The organism is Shewanella sp. SM69, assembly GCF_025653985.1.
GTDB lineage: Bacteria > Pseudomonadota > Gammaproteobacteria > Enterobacterales > Shewanellaceae > Shewanella > Shewanella oncorhynchi.
Genome location: NZ_JAKKRV010000033.1, coordinates 1 through 15,088 on the forward strand (window position 1 = coordinate 1; position 15,088 = coordinate 15,088).

A 15,088-nucleotide genomic window follows, 5' to 3' on the forward strand; every position below is an offset into this window, starting at 1 on the left:
TCGACCTAACTCAGTCAAGGTCAGTGTCTTACATTCAATCAGTGCCTTAGAGGCCAGCATCAAGCTGTTTAATCGTTTTAGGTGAAGTTCTGGGCAGTATTGGTGTAAAGAATGTTGTAGGATATTGGCTTCGCGCATCTTGTTGTCCAAGTGTAGTTTTTAGCGAAACCATTTGATCATGCAACAAGATGCGCTTCCACCCTAATTTGATGATTTATTTGTAAATCATCAGGGGATTCTTCAGGGCTATGTATATTGATATCGTTTCAGTTAAATCGATTTCTTACTGCACCAACAAGGCTATTGACCACAGAGTTTTTGAAATTATTAGAATAGTAATATTCATTGGTTAGTAATAGAGAGTTTTATGGCATTTGAGCAATCATTTTTATCTAGTTTTACGGTTAAATTCTGGGTGCAAGAAATAATATACAAAATTTTTTAAATGTAACGCCTTACTTAAGAGTATCTTGTAACAATGAAAATCAATACTAATTTTGATATTGGTAATAAACTGAGAATTGCTAGGGTAAATAAAGGGTTATCATTGGATAACGTCGCGGAGAAAATAGGTTTAAGTAAGGTTTTACTTTGGGAAATTGAAAATAGAAGTGTTGAAAACTTGGATGTACAAGTACTTCATGTCATTTTTAAAGAATTAGATATCACTTGCGATGATGCCTTGGGGAACTGTATTCGAGATGCTGATTTTCTTTAATGATTACATTTTCTAGTAACATAACGCAGAAAATTTTGCATGTTAATAACTGTTAAAGTGCATTTTTCGCGTGTTTTAGCGCTTAATCAACGTGTTTTGTGCATGATCGTAACAGATTCATGCAAAACTAAGTTTATGCAGCACAATATGCATAAATAGTCACATATCTATCAGTCTTTAATGTTTCACTCTTAATCAGCAAAGAAAACGCAATAGTATGGCTAAAGAGTAAGTAACTCGCTTTTGGACAAAAGCGTGATAGACCCTTTGCTCTAACTCGTCAGTTTCGGATAAAAATTTCTATGGGTTTAACGCCACGCTCTGCGGCGAATTTGGAGCGCAGCGGAAAATTTGAGAAGTATAAGGATAACGGGTTAACCAAACAAAATGAGGACTCGACAACGGCTTGATGAACAAGTGATAAAAATATTAGCTCGTTCGCTAAGGGCGGGCCATGCCTGCATAAAAGTCTCTTTCAAAATAAGACCTTCGCCAGCACAAATTCTCAATCCGCTATTTGCATAATAAAGTGTCAACAACCAGCATCGGGCTTGTTCAACACTTCGGATAAGGTCGCGGCTACGCGCAGCCTATCCTTATTTGTTAGCTTTTAAAAATACATTTTCAAATGACTCACCAGAAGCAATCTTCTCAAGGTCATTGAAAAACTGTTTTGGGCGTATCAAAGGTTCTACGGCAATTCGTGATGCCTGATAGTTTTGTCTTATGTTATTCGAAAAAAAACTTTTGCCGCTTTTCAGGTTTTTTACCGAAGTAACATCTTCAGCAAACAGGTTAATATTTTCAGGTAAAAACGGTTTTCTGTAATCAAGTGTAAGTGCGGCACCTTCATCAAACCAAACAGGAATTTCCTTTAGGAAACGAAAGAAGCCAACTCGATGCTGGATTTCAGCATGGAGCCACTCATGGGCGATCACATCAACGTTTTGTCCTTTAGGACCAATTATTATACAAGCTCGCCAAGGCATTCGATGCATCGAGGCCGTCTCATTTGCCCCCCAATTTGCAGCACCTTGAATGTCAGCAGCAATGACAAATCTCGGTTTAGATATCGGTTTACCATAAACATGACTAATTCGTTCTGACGCCGAATCAATAAGTTCGCTTATGATTTGGGCTTGCTGTTCAGCAAAGTCACCCGCAAGAAATACCTCACTATTGAGCCGCTGGTAATTCATTAGCGGCAGTATATCGCAGGCAATTGCATGTCTTTGAAATATACCCCCGATAAGCACCACCGTTGCAGCAATCATAAATACTACGATGCCAAATTTGTGCACAGATCCTCCATGAAAGCTAACACCCCAAGCAGGGGCAATAAAAAGCTGGCAATAATTGGAGCGAAGCGACGAGAGCCTGCTTTTTATTGTCCCGCTGCCTTGTTTTGTTAGTTTACAATTAAGACAAAACAATTGAAAAGACACTCAACCAGGCCAATTGACAGCCATATGATATGCGTTGATGAGCGCCTGGATTACTCTGTTGTTTAAATGCTCTAGTCATAGCAAATAAATAATAAACGCTCGCAATAACAGTAATAATGGAAAACACGCGAAAATATGCGGGTATTACTGTTGTCGTTGGGCTGATTGCGATTAATATTGGTGCTACAAGTAATGAAAGCAGCATTATAAAACCCGCCCAAGAATGCACTTTACAGTTGAATGTTGGATTTTTTGTAAATGGATCCGCATCCATGGGAAAATAACCAGCCACCCATGTACCGATACCATGCACTATGACTAGCCAGCCTGCAATGTTAACCAAAACTGACACGTTCGAAAGTTGCGCTACATACCAACCGAAAAAACAAAACAGAAAACCTAATGGATAATTATTGATCAAAGGTGACAATTTCTCGGTTGGGCTTCCTGTAGCACCCAGCTCACTGCAAAATTGTTTAGAGTGGTCATAGCCATCGTAGAATCGACTGGCCACATAAATCCCGACGATGATCCAAATTGTGGAAATTAATCCTGAGTAGACAAACATACCATCAAACAAAACCAAGCTCCCTTTGTAAACTAACGTCTTAGTATTTATGCGCTGCGCTGTTTGCAGGGCATAAATCACTTGTTGGACTTGGCCGCTGCCACATCCATGTCAATTGGTATAAATGATGCTATAGGAATTTGCTTTTTTGCGGTAGCGGTTTTTTATACAGTTTGGAGGGTAATCACTTGATATCGTTTTTGCTTTCTCATTCTTTTACGCTCACTTTTGACTGATTTTTGACCTTGGTTGACAGCATTTTGGCCCCAGATTCAGGCTGACACTCACACCCTATCCCCTCATCGGCTTAACCCCATAAGGCTGGCTGCTTTCGCTATCGGTCATTACGCTACGTCTCGAAGGAGTCGTTATCCTGACAGACGTACTGGCTTTGAGAGATCGGACGAGCAAAACTTCTAGGTTGAAAGTAACCACATCACATTAGCTTTTCTATAGCCAAAGTTTTACTAGCCCAATTTAGCTTTTGAACTGCGAAACTCACTTTGGGGCAAAAATGTGCTAACTCTTAATCCGCACATTCACCAAAAGAGCCAAAAAATATCAAACTATTATATAAATGATCAAACATTATTAAGAATTATCAAACTATTATATAAACGCACACCTGTGAGCGGGATAAAAAGGCCACCCGGATTTATGCTTTAAAACAACCCATCTGCCAAACGTGGAAAAGGTATGCAAATGCAGCATAATCAAGCTTGTTCAAAAGCACAGCTCGAGCAGGAGCTAAATGCCTTCTTTGACAATGACACCGCCAAGATAAATGAGTGGCTTGATACGCCTATTCCTAGGCTAGGCGGACAGTATCCTCGTAGTATGCTTGCAACAGACGATAAACGTGCCGAGCTTTTTCAGGTGCTGCAAGAAATGAAGTTTGGGGATATGGCTTAAAGTCAGCTAAGAGCGAGTTGCGGACGCTCACAACATGCGCTCACGAAAAAACGAATCTCGGCTTTGTCTTGAAACCTGACATTCAGTCAGCCTGTGCTCGGATAAGTATGCCTGCAGCTCCTGTTCCGAGCGATAAATCAGGTTTAGGGTGCGCATGGCTAGATCCCTTGCTGTATCGCCCAGAACTGATTGGTTAGCTGATCCAATCTTCTGGTGATATTGACCGTCTTTTCGGCAACCTTTCCGCTTAATTTAACGGCATCGAGGTTTTCCTGCGCATTACTTTTTATAATAAGCACGCTTTCACTGACCGAGTTTACCACCGACGTTTGTTCATTTACTGCCCGCGCAATTTGCTCGCTCATGCGGGAAATCGTGCTAATCGCATTCAGGATATTTTCCAGAGCCTGCGCCGTGGCATGGCTTTTTGCCACACTCTGTTCCGCTGCCGCTTCACCGGATCGCATGGCACTGACGGCTTGTCGGACACCACTTTGTAATTGCTCAATGACGCCGCGGATCTCTTTAGTGGATTCTTGGGTGCGATTGGCCAAAGAGCGCACTTCATCGGCAACAACCGCGAAGCCCCGGCCAAGCTCACCTGCTCGTGCAGCTTCAATGGCTGCGTTTAACGCCAACAAATTAGTCTGGTCGGCAATGGCGAGAATAACGTCGAGGATTTTTTCAATTTCATTGCTGCTTATGGCAACGTTATTGATGACCTGCGACGCCGAGTGAATGAGACGTTTCAATTCATTAATGGTGCTGGCATTTTCATCAACAACCTGTTTGCCGGAGTTGGCAATTGCCAGTCCGTCAGCAGAGGCGGTAGAAGTTTCGGCTGCGTTGATGGATACGCTTTGGATACTCACGGCCATCTGTTCCATTGCCGTTGCAACCTGCTCTGTTTGTTCAAACTGACGTAAGGTGCCATTTTCAGATTGTGTTACGGCAGCACTTAAACTTTGGGCATTTTCACTTAAGGTTGACGACATATCATTGATGCGGCCAATTAATGCCGCGTTCTCAGACTCAAGTTTTTTAACCGCCAGTAACAAAGTCCCGGCTTCATCATTTCGACCGGTGTAGACGTAGCGCGCGACCTTATCTTCAGAAATGGTTTTGAGTTTCGTTAATGCGAGCAGTAAAGGTTGGCTAAAGACGAAGACTGCGGCGCTGACAACAAAGGTACTAAAAATTGTGGCTAATAGTACGAGTAAGGCGGAGTAGTTTAAGAGATAAACCAGTACCGGCAATAGTAAGCCGGCAAAGAGTGTAATCAATATTTTGGCGGGCAGCGATAGTGAATCGCCCAGCTTGCGTAAAGATTTTCCAGCCTGGATGGCGGCGTAAACTTCTTCTGCCCGAGTAATAAATTCAGGCTTTGCTTTACGCCTTACCGATTGATATTCCTCGGTTCTGCCATTCTTTTTAATCGGCGTTGCATAAGCATCAACCCAGTAATGGTCACCGTTTTTACAGCGATTTTTGACAATACCCATCCAGGATTTTTCGGCGCGTAAATCAGCCCAAAACATTTTAAATACGGCGGGTGGCATATCAGGGTGGCGGACAATGTGGTGGTTCTGACCTTTTAGCTCTTCTTTGCTGAAGCCGCTGATATCAATAAAGTCTTTGTTAATATAAGTGATTTTGCCATCAAGATTAGTGGTCGATAGAATATTGGCTTGGGCAGAAAAACGCTGCTCCACGCCGGTGACCGGTAAATTCTGTTTCATATTGGGTCCACCTACGTATGATCTTTAGGATTTGAAAAGGTGCTTCATTCGTGATCTAATTGATTTTGCGAATAAAAAAGATCACCTTTGCAGGCAAAACGAATGAAGCACGAACAAGATAGCCCATTCTTAAACGCTTTTGAACGACTTTTTTCTCCAGATGAGCTTGATACGCTTGGGCAAAAACCGGATTTATGAAACGTCGTCGCCAGGTCACGCCGCATAAGTTCTGCATGGCGTTGGTCAGCGCCCTTGGCTCTGGGACTACGAATTCTATTACCGATATCCACCGTCAATTTAATCATATGCACTTCACCAACATACAGCTAAAACCTTTTCATAAACAGTTGGTTAAAATGGCTGCGCCTGAGTTTATGCGTGAAGTGTTTGAAAAAGCACTGGCTGTGCATCTTCCAGATATGCTTACTCTGCGAGAGAAGTATAAAGACGTTTTTGAACGTATTATTTTGCAAGATGGCACCAGTTTCGCGGTGCATGGCGACTTAATGCACTATTTTCCAGGCCGTTTTAACGTACACAACCCTGCTGCGGTTGAGTTGCATGTCACCTATGATGTGTTCAAAGGACAACCACAGCGCGTAAGCCTGACCGAAGATATTGCGCCAGAGCGGGAGTATTTGCCATCAGCCTCATCCTTAGCTGGTTGCTTATTTATGGCAGATGCGGGTTATTTTTCAAAGGCTTATGTCCAGGAATTGCAAGACGCCAGCGCTTTTTTCATCATCCGCATGAGCAACAGCGTGAATCCAATGGCCGGTTGCAACAAAAGCCAGCAGGCAAAACCGCTGAAATCATGGCTAAAAGAATTACCCGGTACAGGTGCGTTGGATTTAGACGTGCATTGGCCGGATGGTCCAATTTATCGTTGTGTGGCATTTGCCGCATTAGATCACAAAAAAAGACATGTTTTGGTGTGCACCAACCTTGATCGGCAACCGTTTCCCGCAGAAGTTGTCGGCGACCTCTACCGTGTCCGCTGGCAGATTGAACTGCTATTCAAAGAATGGAAGTCGATGAATAATTTGAATAAATTCGACACATATCATCCAACAATAGTCGAAACGCTGATCTGGGGAAGCTTGCTTGTGGCAACCTTAAAACGGTGGCTTATCAACGCGGCACAACAAAAGTATAACCGGGTGATTTCACTGTTTACCGGTGCAAAATCAGCCCATATCTGGTGGTTTACCCTTTTGTTTAGATATTGCCAGAAGCCATGGCGCAGATTTAGTGACGGCCATAAATGAAGCATTGGCATTTTTAGCACAACGTTGCCAGCGTCAGAATTTGAAGAGGGATCAAAAAAACGGGGTGTTTAAAATGCTAACTAATCTAAATATATCAGCAGCTTAAGCTCTTAAGGACATACGTATGAGCAAAATCATTTTCATGCTCAAACGCGATACGAAGATCCGTTAAGTAGTAAGCCTCTGGATACTCAGGAACCAAATTGCGAATTTCGGGGTCGTCCGGCCACTCATTTCGGTGTGAACCGGCCAGTCATTTCGGTATCGTCCGGCCACCTGTTTCGGTGTGAACCGGCCAGTAGTTTCGGTATCGTCCGGCCACCTCTTTCGGTGTGATCCGGTCAGTCGTTTCGGTATCATCCGGCCATCTTTTTCTTTCTTCGTTTCAGGTGCTGCGGCATAACTGGGGTTTCCCTGTCAGCCGGAGCTTGTATGACACGCAAAAAGAAATTGATGAGAACCGATATGAGAACTTATCTGGAAGTGTTCCGGCTGTGTTTTGACGATCAGCTGTCCCACCGCCAAATTGCCCTTGCCCTGGGCATTGGCCGCTCGACTGTGACTGATTTAATTGCCCGCTTTAATAACCTCAACCTTGCATGGCCTCTCGCCCCAGAGGTGTCCTTAAATACCCTTGATCAGGCTCTGTTGCCAGGACGTGATTACCAGACCAAACGGGTCTTGCCCGACTGGTTACGTATCGATTTGGAGTTAAAAGATCCGAAGCTAACCAAGCAGTTATTGTGGCAGGAGTACCAAGCTGAACATGGCCGCGCAGCGCTGGGATATACCCAATTCTGCGAACATTATCGCCGCTGGAAAGGCTCGCAGCGCCGTTCGATGCGCCAACAGCATTATGCAGGCGAGAAACTCTTTATCGATTTCTGTGGCCCCACGGTGCCCATTGTCGACCCGCGCACTGGCGAAATCCGCAAAGCCGCCATCTTCGTGGCCACCTTAGGTGCATCCAATTACACCTATATCGAAGCCTGTGCCGGGCAGGATCAGCAGTCCTGGCTGATGGCCAACAGCCGTTGCCTGAGCTTTTTAGGCGGTGTGCCGACCTTATTGGTGCCGGATAATCTCAAGGCTGCTGTGGCCAAAGCTGACAAGTTTGAGCCGTCCATCAACAGTGATTACCAGGCACTGGCGCGACATTACCGATGCACCGTCATGCCTGCGCGTCCTTATAAACCAAAGGATAAAACCAAAGGATAAAAGCAAAGTAGAAGGTGCTGTGCTGATTGTTGAGCGCTGGGTATTAGCGCGGCTTCGCCACCAGATCTTTTACTCGCTGGAGGCACTGAATCAGGCGATCCGATTGCTGAATCACCAGCTAAACGAGCGGCCAATGAAAGCTTATAACGGATTAAGCCGTAAAGACTTGTTCCAACAAATTGACCAGCCTGCGCTCAAAGCGCTGCCTGCATTCCCGTATGAATACACCGAATACAAAGTGGCCAAAGTGGGACCGGATTACCACCTGCAGTTCGATAAACATTACTACTCGGTACCGCATGCCTTGTGCGGTGAGCGGCTGGAAATACAGGCCACTGCCACCATGATCTGGGTGCATCACAAAGGCCAGTGTGTGGCGCAGCATGTGCGAAGTAGCAAAGCCTTCGGTCAAACCTCGGAGTTATCACACTTGCCACCAGCCCACGCCGCGCATCAGGAATGGGGGCCAGAGCGATTAAGGCAATGGGCAGAGAAAATAGGGCCGGATACGCTAGGCGTGGTGCTGGCGATAGAGAAGCGTAAAGCTCATCCGGTCTTGGCACAGCGCACCTGTCTGGCACTGCTTGGCCTGCAAAAAAGTTATGGCAGCAAACGGCTGGAACGCGCCTGCGGCATGGCACTGCAACAACAGGCGACGTTCACCGGCTTTATTAAAAACTTGCTGAAAAACGGCTTCGATCAAACTCAACCTGACACCGAAAGTAGCGCCCCAGCACTTATACACACCAACTTACGTGGTCCTCACCACTACCAATAAGGACAGAATAATGGATCTGATCATGACACAATTACGCCAGCTGAAAATGGCGGCGATGGCCAAAGCTCTGGAGCTGCAACGGCAAAATCCGCATAACTACAACGGCTTGAGCTTCGAAGAACGATTGGGCTTATTGGTGGAGCAAGAGCAGTTCTCACGCGACAACACCCGCCTGATGAGGCTGCGCAAAGATGCTGGGCTGCGACTTCGGGCCAGTCCGGAGGAGCTGAAATACCCGGCACGACGCGGCATACGACCAGAGCAACTGACCCCCCTGCTGCAAGGGCATCACCTGAACTACGGCCAAAACGTACTCATCACGGGAGCAACAGGCTGCGGCAAAACCTATTTGGCCTGTGCGTTGGGAGAACAAGCGTGCAGACAGAATAAAAAGGTGAGGTACTACCGACTGGGTCGCCTGATGGAAGCGTTGAAACTGGGGCATGCCGATGGCAGTTATTTAAAGCAATTAAGCCAGTTGCAAAAGCTGGACCTATTGATCCTGGACGACTGGGGGTTAGAAGGATTTAAGGGTAAACAAATCAGCGATCTGCTGGATGTGATTGAAGACAGATACGAGCAACGCAGCACAGTGATCGTTAGCCAATTACCGGTCAGTGAATGGTATGGACTCATGGAAAATCCGACGGTAGCAGATGCGCTGTTAGACCGATTGATCCACAACGCCCATCGACTGGAATTAACAGGAGAATCGCAACGGAAAAAAAGTCTGGCTGAACCAGCGGAAGTAAGTTAAAAAGTGAGGGGTTACGAAGAAAAGATCAGATGGCCGGACGATACCGAAACAGCTGGCCGGACAAACCGAAATACGCACATGATGGTCTTTTTGCAAAATAAAGTTTTTAACTGATAGCTTTGTAAGGAAATAAAATGCCAATTGCACGTAATCTGTCAGACATATTTATTCAAACTCTTGAGCAGGCTATAGACAGTGTCGTCGTCATTGACTCTCAAAACTGTATAGTCCTGTTCAACGCAGCTGCTGAAAAGTTGTGGGGGTATTCCAGGGATGAAGTGATTGGGGAAAACGTAAAAATTTTGGTACCTCTGCATATCCGACCAGAACATGACAGTTACATCAATGCAAATAGAACAACCGGAATTAACAAAATTGTAGGGACTAGTCGAGATGTACCAATTCACCGTAAAGATGGCGGTTGTCGCTGGGGTGCAATGTCTATCTCGAAGGTAGAGAGCGAGGGGCAAATTCTCTATACAGCCTTTATTAAAGAAGTAACTCAGCAGTATTACGAAAAAGAAAAGTTACGGCTTTTATCTCTGGTGACAGACCAAACGGACAGTGCAATTATTATCACTGACGGACAATGGAAGATTATTTATGTAAACGCTGGATTTGAAAAAGTGTTCGGCTACACGGCAAAAGAGGTTGAAGGACTTCATCCTACGGCTTTACTTACTCCGAATTTATCTCAGACCTCAATAGCCAAAGTGCATGAAAAATTGCTTAATGGGCTGCCCGTTAAGTCGGAAGAGTTGACACATGTAAAGAGTGGCGAGCGGATCTGGAGCAGCATCACTGTCAATCCCATTCTTGATGATCATAATAGCTTGACGTATACGGTGAGTATTCTTTCTGATATCACAGGCGCGAAAATGCATGAAGTTATGCAACATTGCATTCTCGATGCGATGGCCAGAGAAGAGCCTCTTGAGAACTTGATGGAAATTGCGTGTCGAGAAATTGAGCGTATAGCTCCTGAAATTATAGCAGCGGTGCTTCAGGTTGATGATGAAAATAAGTTACACCCTCTAGCAGCACCTAGCCTGGAACAGGCTTATAAAAACGTGCTCGAAGGAATGCCAATAGGCGAGTGTGTAGGAACCTCCGGCACGGCGGCGTTTCGCGGAGAAACGGTTGTAGTAAGTGATATTGAAACCGATCCGTTATGGATGGACCTTCGAGCGGACATTCTTCCTCTAGGCATCAAAAGTTGCTGGGCTACCCCCATTAAAAACAGCAAAGGGTTATGTGTTGGAACCCTGGCATTTTATTACAAAGAGAAGCGCCAACCATCAGCATTTCATCAGCGATTAGTTGAAGCCATCGTTCCATTGTGCACTTTGGCGATGGAGCGAGAAGAAAGCCGTCAGAATATACGTCAGTTAGCGTTCTATGACAGTTTAACGGAGCTTCCAAATCGCAGCTTGTTACACACAAAGGCTGAGCATGCGCTTATTGAAGCCAAACGAAGCAAGACGACTTTAGCTGTTCTCTTTATAGATATTGATCGGTTTAAGCAGGTGAATGATTCACTTGGTCATCCCGCCGGTGATGCATTACTCCAACAATTTGCAGAGCGTTTGAGCTTTCAGCGTAGACAAACCGACATTGTTGGTCGTTTGTCCGGTGATGAGTTTGTCGTCGTCTTACCAGGATGTGAAGTGAGTAATGTCACCGAAATTATTGAGGAAATAAAGCTCAATATTTCGCAGCCTTGCAAGATCGGAGGCTCTACCTTGTCACCTTCTGCCAGCATAGGGATTAGTTTATACCCACAAGATGGCCATGACATAGGCTCACTTATCCATCGTGCAGATATGGCCATGTATCAGGCGAAGAGCACTGGTCGAGGCCGATTTAGCTTTTTTAGTCATGAACTGAATCAGTTGGCTCAAGAGCGCCAGGAGCTCGAAAATGCTTTGCGAGAAGCGATAGAAAATAACGAACTAAAACTACACTTTCAACCTCAAATAAGCATGTCTGAAGGTAGATTATATGGCGTTGAAGCGTTGGCTCGCTGGGAACATCCTAAGTTTGGAACAGTATCTCCAGCTCGCTTCATCCCACTTGCAGAAGAATGCGGGTTAATTGGAGTTCTGGGCCACTGGGCTATTAAAGAAGCCTGTCAGCAAATGGCGATCTGGAGAAGAAAAGGGATCAACATTCCTGCAATCTCCGTGAATTTGTCGCCTAGTAATTTCCATAACTTAGACTTGTGCGGAATGATAACGCAAACACTAACTCAACATAACCTGCAAGCGAGCGATTTAACATTAGAGCTGACAGAAAGTGTTTTACTCGACACAAATCCCAGCACAATGAAAGTGCTCAATGAGGTTCACGCTCAAGGGATACGCTTGGCAATGGATGATTTCGGTACCGGTTATTCGAGTTTAAGCTACTTACGCAGATTACCAATCCATGAATTAAAGTTAGACCGAAGTTTTGTACTGGATTTAGAAAATGATGCAACCAGCCGTGCTCTGAGCGATGCAGTCTTGCGGATTGGTGAAAGTTTGCAATTAAAGGTGGTCGCAGAAGGTGTTGAAGAGGAAGGTCAGTATCAGATTTTGAAGGGGCAAGGTTACCATGTTGCTCAAGGATACTTACTATCAAAACCGCTAAGCTCCATTGACTTGGAGCAATGGATCCAAAATGCAAAAACAGTCTAAATGTTCATACTATTTGCTATTGAAGTGCATTGTGTCGACGGGAGTTCGAAATGTTTTTAAATAAAAAGTTAAAGGAACAAGTTCTGCAGCTACAAGAAGAATTGTCTTCTCTGCAGCAAGTTCAAAGGAGCTTAGATAGTGAAATGTTGTCCGTAATTATGGACCCAAAAGGAAGCATAACAGCGGTTAACTCAAACTTTGAACAAGAAATGATATACAGCGGTAGTCAGTTGATGGGTAGATCGTGGCTTGAGCTTGTACCTCCTTATGCGCAAAAAACTGATCATTTCCGGCGAATGAAAGAAGCGCTCCAACAAGGTAAGCATTGGGCTGGTGCCGCTCAAGTGTACCGTGGTAATGGTGAAGAAGCCTGGTTAAGAGTGATTTTGCAACCAGTACAAGATACGAAAGGTAAAGTTCTGCATGTCTCCATCTATGCCAGTGACCTGACTAGGACAATTGAAGCATCCAAGGAGCATGAGAACCTTATTGAAGCATTACAGCGTTCTACAGCCGTGATTGAGTTTGACCTCAACGGTCATGTTATTACCGCCAATAATCGTTTTCTCAACGCTATGGGCTATGGTCTGGCACAGATCGTGGGTAAACATCACCGTCTATTTTGTACAGAGCAGGAGTATAACTCTGATCGTTATCGGTCATTCTGGGCGAAATTAAACCGAGGAGAATTTGTCGCCGAGCGCTTTCAGCGTCTGGACAGCCGTGGTGATATCGTATGGCTTGAAGCGTCTTACAATCCCATATCCGATTCACATGGAAGGCTCTATAAGATTGTGAAATTTGCGACCGTCATTACCGAACAAGTTGATCGCGAGTTAGCAGTAGCACAAGCGGCAGATGTTGCTTATGAAATTTCGCAACATACCGATGCAGCATCAGTTCGTGGCAGCGAAGTGTTAAAGGAAACGGTTACTGTGATGCAGGAGCTTTCTGAGCAAATGGAAGACGCGTCCGCCGGTATTGCCGCGTTAGATAAACAATCGCAAATTATAGGTACCATAATCAAAAGTATCAGTGGTATTGCCGACCAAACCAATTTGCTGGCATTAAATGCAGCGATTGAAGCAGCAAGAGCGGGTGAGCAGGGACGCGGTTTTGCGGTGGTGGCAGATGAAGTGCGCCATCTGGCATCTCGCACGACTAAAGCGACAGTAGAGATTATTGATGTCGTACTCCAAAACCAAAAACTAGCTGAACAAGCGGTAAAGATTATCGAACAAGGAAAGGTGCAGGCTCATCATGCGCTAGAACTCTCCGCTCAATCGGGTTCGGTGATGGTTGAGATCCAGGATGGGGCTAAGAAGGTTGTTAGTGCTGTAGGGCAATTTACCAATCACTTAGATCCATAACCGCTCCATTCCTCGTGCTATCCTTTCTTTGGAGGTAGGATTACGGACAACATTTAGCCTTAAAATCTTTGAAAAAGTAACAGATAAAACAGCGTTAGTTTATAATTCAATGAATGCGTTCAGGCCGTCAGTGTTAGCCTTTTTCTTCTGGCAGGAAGGGAGAAAGTGATCACTGATGGCCACCCAATCTTTCGAGCTGCGCCGGATATAGGTTCAATAAATGTCAAAGCACATCAGAACCTGACTAAACATAAAGCAGAATTCATATTTACCTAACTAGCCACCACAGTATTCCAAATAAGAGCATTATCTGTACCAGTCTTTATAGGTAGTTTATGCTTTACAAAACTGAACTAAAATTAAGTGTGTTTTTGACTGTCATGATAGTCATTATCAGCGAGGCAGTTTACCTAAATAAAACCCATGATTTTTGCTCGAATGAAATCTATGGAGAATATTTAGCTCCAGATAAGGTGCACAAAGCTGTTTGAATGGATAATTGTCTTTGTATAGGCTTTAGAGTTTCTCCAGGTATTTTCAAGCTCTTTCTTACGTGCATTTACTTTATCACACCAAGCAAAATAAAATTTCTTAGCTAAGTCCATCAGAACCTCTTTACTGCTAACAATTTCATCAAAAGGAAAAACCACGCTTTTAAGCAGGGACAACCCTTTTGAGTTTTTAAAATACTGCAACGCTAACGTAAAAATTCATCAATCTCAAACCTTTGGTAGCGAGTACCTAGCTATGGGACGAGCAAAGCGTGAATAAACACACCAAGTAATTTGAAAATACATATATAACATTTGACAAGATTGCATACTACTGACTGACAAATACAAACTGGTTAGTAGTTCAAAATAGACATGGATAGCACTTCCCATATAAACCATTTGGAATTTCGTGAATGTATCGAAATTTTCGAGAGCTCCGTTTCAGTTTTTGTCAGGAATGTCAGCTTTCAGTGAAAAGCGCAGATTTAATCGAAGCTTAGTGAATATCCGCTTCTGGCACAAACCCGCTATTAACGCAGCTGTTTTAAAACAACGTTCACAAGATATAGTCGGCAAGCTAGTACTGCCGGCAGTTGAGTTCAGTGTTGACGGGTGTGAACGCCCACTAATTTCCACCAAATTAAGGTTTGAATCGACCAAACTTCTTTAGTGTCGAGTGAGTTAGTAGCTATTCACCAGTTCAATTTGATACAATTTTTGTAAAGAATAACGGGCTTGAATTTGAAAATATTCAGACGAAAAAGCTCTACATTTACAAATCTTGCAATTTTCGTAAAGAATTATTGAGACTGAATTGCTTGAAAAGCCCATATATAAGGCACTCGTAGCTCATTCACTCACGAAAGTGGTTTTAGGTTTAGTGAATATAATGTGATGGCTCAAATGAGGTTTGCGACATCATTGTGGGGCAGAAAAACAGTGGTTGTGGGGGTAAGGCACGGTTTGGCTGCGTGACCTGCACCCTTGTTGGTAAAACCGATAATTCAGCTACAGGACTTTCAAAATTACCCCGCTGGAATGCGTTAGGCAGTGAAAATGCACTTCGAGTGAGGGATTACCTTTGGCGTTTAAGCAATGATATGGACGCCAGAGCCCTTCATGCTCGAGCTTACGATCCGGTCA

General features: G+C 44.4%; 8 protein-coding genes and 3 pseudogenes. 7 read left to right on the top strand and 4 right to left on the bottom strand.

Going from position 1 to position 15,088, the window contains the following annotated elements; translation table 11 throughout:
- Positions 1-138 (bottom strand): annotated as a pseudogene (locus L5M37_RS23500) (IS4 family transposase); the annotation flags it as partial.
- A 340-nt stretch (positions 139-478) separates the two neighbouring features.
- Between L5M37_RS23500 and L5M37_RS23505 the strand changes: the two are divergent.
- Complete coding sequence (locus L5M37_RS23505) at positions 479-718, top strand: helix-turn-helix domain-containing protein (protein ID WP_014611597.1); 240 nt, start codon at positions 479-481, stop codon at positions 716-718.
- 596 nt (positions 719-1,314) lie between these two features.
- On the opposite strand, the gene L5M37_RS23510 is transcribed toward L5M37_RS23505, so the two are convergent.
- Complete coding sequence (locus tag L5M37_RS23510) at positions 1,315-2,019, bottom strand: hypothetical protein (RefSeq protein ID WP_041413298.1); 705 nt, start codon at positions 2,017-2,019, stop codon at positions 1,315-1,317.
- 118 nt (positions 2,020-2,137) lie between these two features.
- Positions 2,138-2,731 (bottom strand): DUF998 domain-containing protein, encoded by a 594-nt coding sequence (locus L5M37_RS23515; protein ID WP_411568950.1) that lies wholly within the window; start codon positions 2,729-2,731, stop codon positions 2,138-2,140.
- Positions 2,732-3,433: 702 nt separating this feature from the next.
- Here L5M37_RS23515 and L5M37_RS23520 point away from each other — a divergent pair.
- Positions 3,434-3,643: an antitoxin Xre/MbcA/ParS toxin-binding domain-containing protein gene (locus tag L5M37_RS23520; RefSeq protein ID WP_181159814.1), complete on the top strand. Its 210-nt coding sequence runs from the start codon at positions 3,434-3,436 to the stop codon at positions 3,641-3,643.
- Between the two features lie 158 nt (positions 3,644-3,801).
- On the opposite strand, the gene L5M37_RS23525 is transcribed toward L5M37_RS23520, so the two are convergent.
- Positions 3,802-5,382: a methyl-accepting chemotaxis protein gene (locus tag L5M37_RS23525; RefSeq protein ID WP_263149244.1), complete on the bottom strand. Its 1,581-nt coding sequence runs from the start codon at positions 5,380-5,382 to the stop codon at positions 3,802-3,804.
- Between the two features lie 102 nt (positions 5,383-5,484).
- Between L5M37_RS23525 and L5M37_RS23530 the strand changes: the two are divergent.
- The 5 genes and pseudogenes from L5M37_RS23530 to L5M37_RS24125 all read left to right on the top strand — a co-directional run bounded on the left by L5M37_RS23530 (position 5,485) and on the right by L5M37_RS24125 (position 13,451).
- Positions 5,485-6,756 (top strand): annotated as a pseudogene (locus tag L5M37_RS23530) (IS4 family transposase).
- A gap of 326 nt (positions 6,757-7,082) precedes the next feature.
- Positions 7,083-8,646: pseudogene (gene istA / locus L5M37_RS24200) on the top strand (IS21 family transposase).
- Positions 8,647-8,656: 10 nt separating this feature from the next.
- Positions 8,657-9,403 carry an IS21-like element helper ATPase IstB gene (istB, locus tag L5M37_RS23545; protein ID WP_106651310.1) on the top strand — a complete coding sequence of 249 codons (747 nt, stop codon included), beginning with the start codon at positions 8,657-8,659 and terminating at the stop codon, positions 9,401-9,403.
- A gap of 134 nt (positions 9,404-9,537) precedes the next feature.
- The gene (locus L5M37_RS23550) at positions 9,538-12,081 is read left to right on the top strand and encodes an EAL domain-containing protein (RefSeq protein WP_263201894.1); all 2,544 of its coding nucleotides are present in this window, start codon (positions 9,538-9,540) and stop codon (positions 12,079-12,081) included.
- A 50-nt stretch (positions 12,082-12,131) separates the two neighbouring features.
- Positions 12,132-13,451 carry a methyl-accepting chemotaxis protein gene (locus tag L5M37_RS24125; RefSeq protein WP_262917206.1) on the top strand — a complete coding sequence of 440 codons (1,320 nt, stop codon included), beginning with the start codon at positions 12,132-12,134 and terminating at the stop codon, positions 13,449-13,451.
- The last annotated feature ends 1,637 nt before the right edge of the window (positions 13,452-15,088 follow it).

Bases quoted from the DNA above. Each gene is read 5' to 3' on its own strand.
- L5M37_RS23505 (WP_014611597.1), top strand. From the start codon at position 479: ATGAAAATCAATACTAATTTTGATATTGGTAATAAACTGAGAATTGCT.
- L5M37_RS23515 (WP_411568950.1), bottom strand. From the start codon at position 2,731: ATGTTTGTCTACTCAGGATTAATTTCCACAATTTGGATCATCGTCGGG.
- L5M37_RS23520 (WP_181159814.1), top strand. From the start codon at position 3,434: ATGCAGCATAATCAAGCTTGTTCAAAAGCACAGCTCGAGCAGGAGCTA.
- L5M37_RS23525 (WP_263149244.1), bottom strand. From the start codon at position 5,382: ATGAAACAGAATTTACCGGTCACCGGCGTGGAGCAGCGTTTTTCTGCC.
- istB (WP_106651310.1), top strand. From the start codon at position 8,657: ATGGATCTGATCATGACACAATTACGCCAGCTGAAAATGGCGGCGATG.
- L5M37_RS23550 (WP_263201894.1), top strand. From the start codon at position 9,538: ATGCCAATTGCACGTAATCTGTCAGACATATTTATTCAAACTCTTGAG.
- L5M37_RS24125 (WP_262917206.1), top strand. From the start codon at position 12,132: ATGTTTTTAAATAAAAAGTTAAAGGAACAAGTTCTGCAGCTACAAGAA.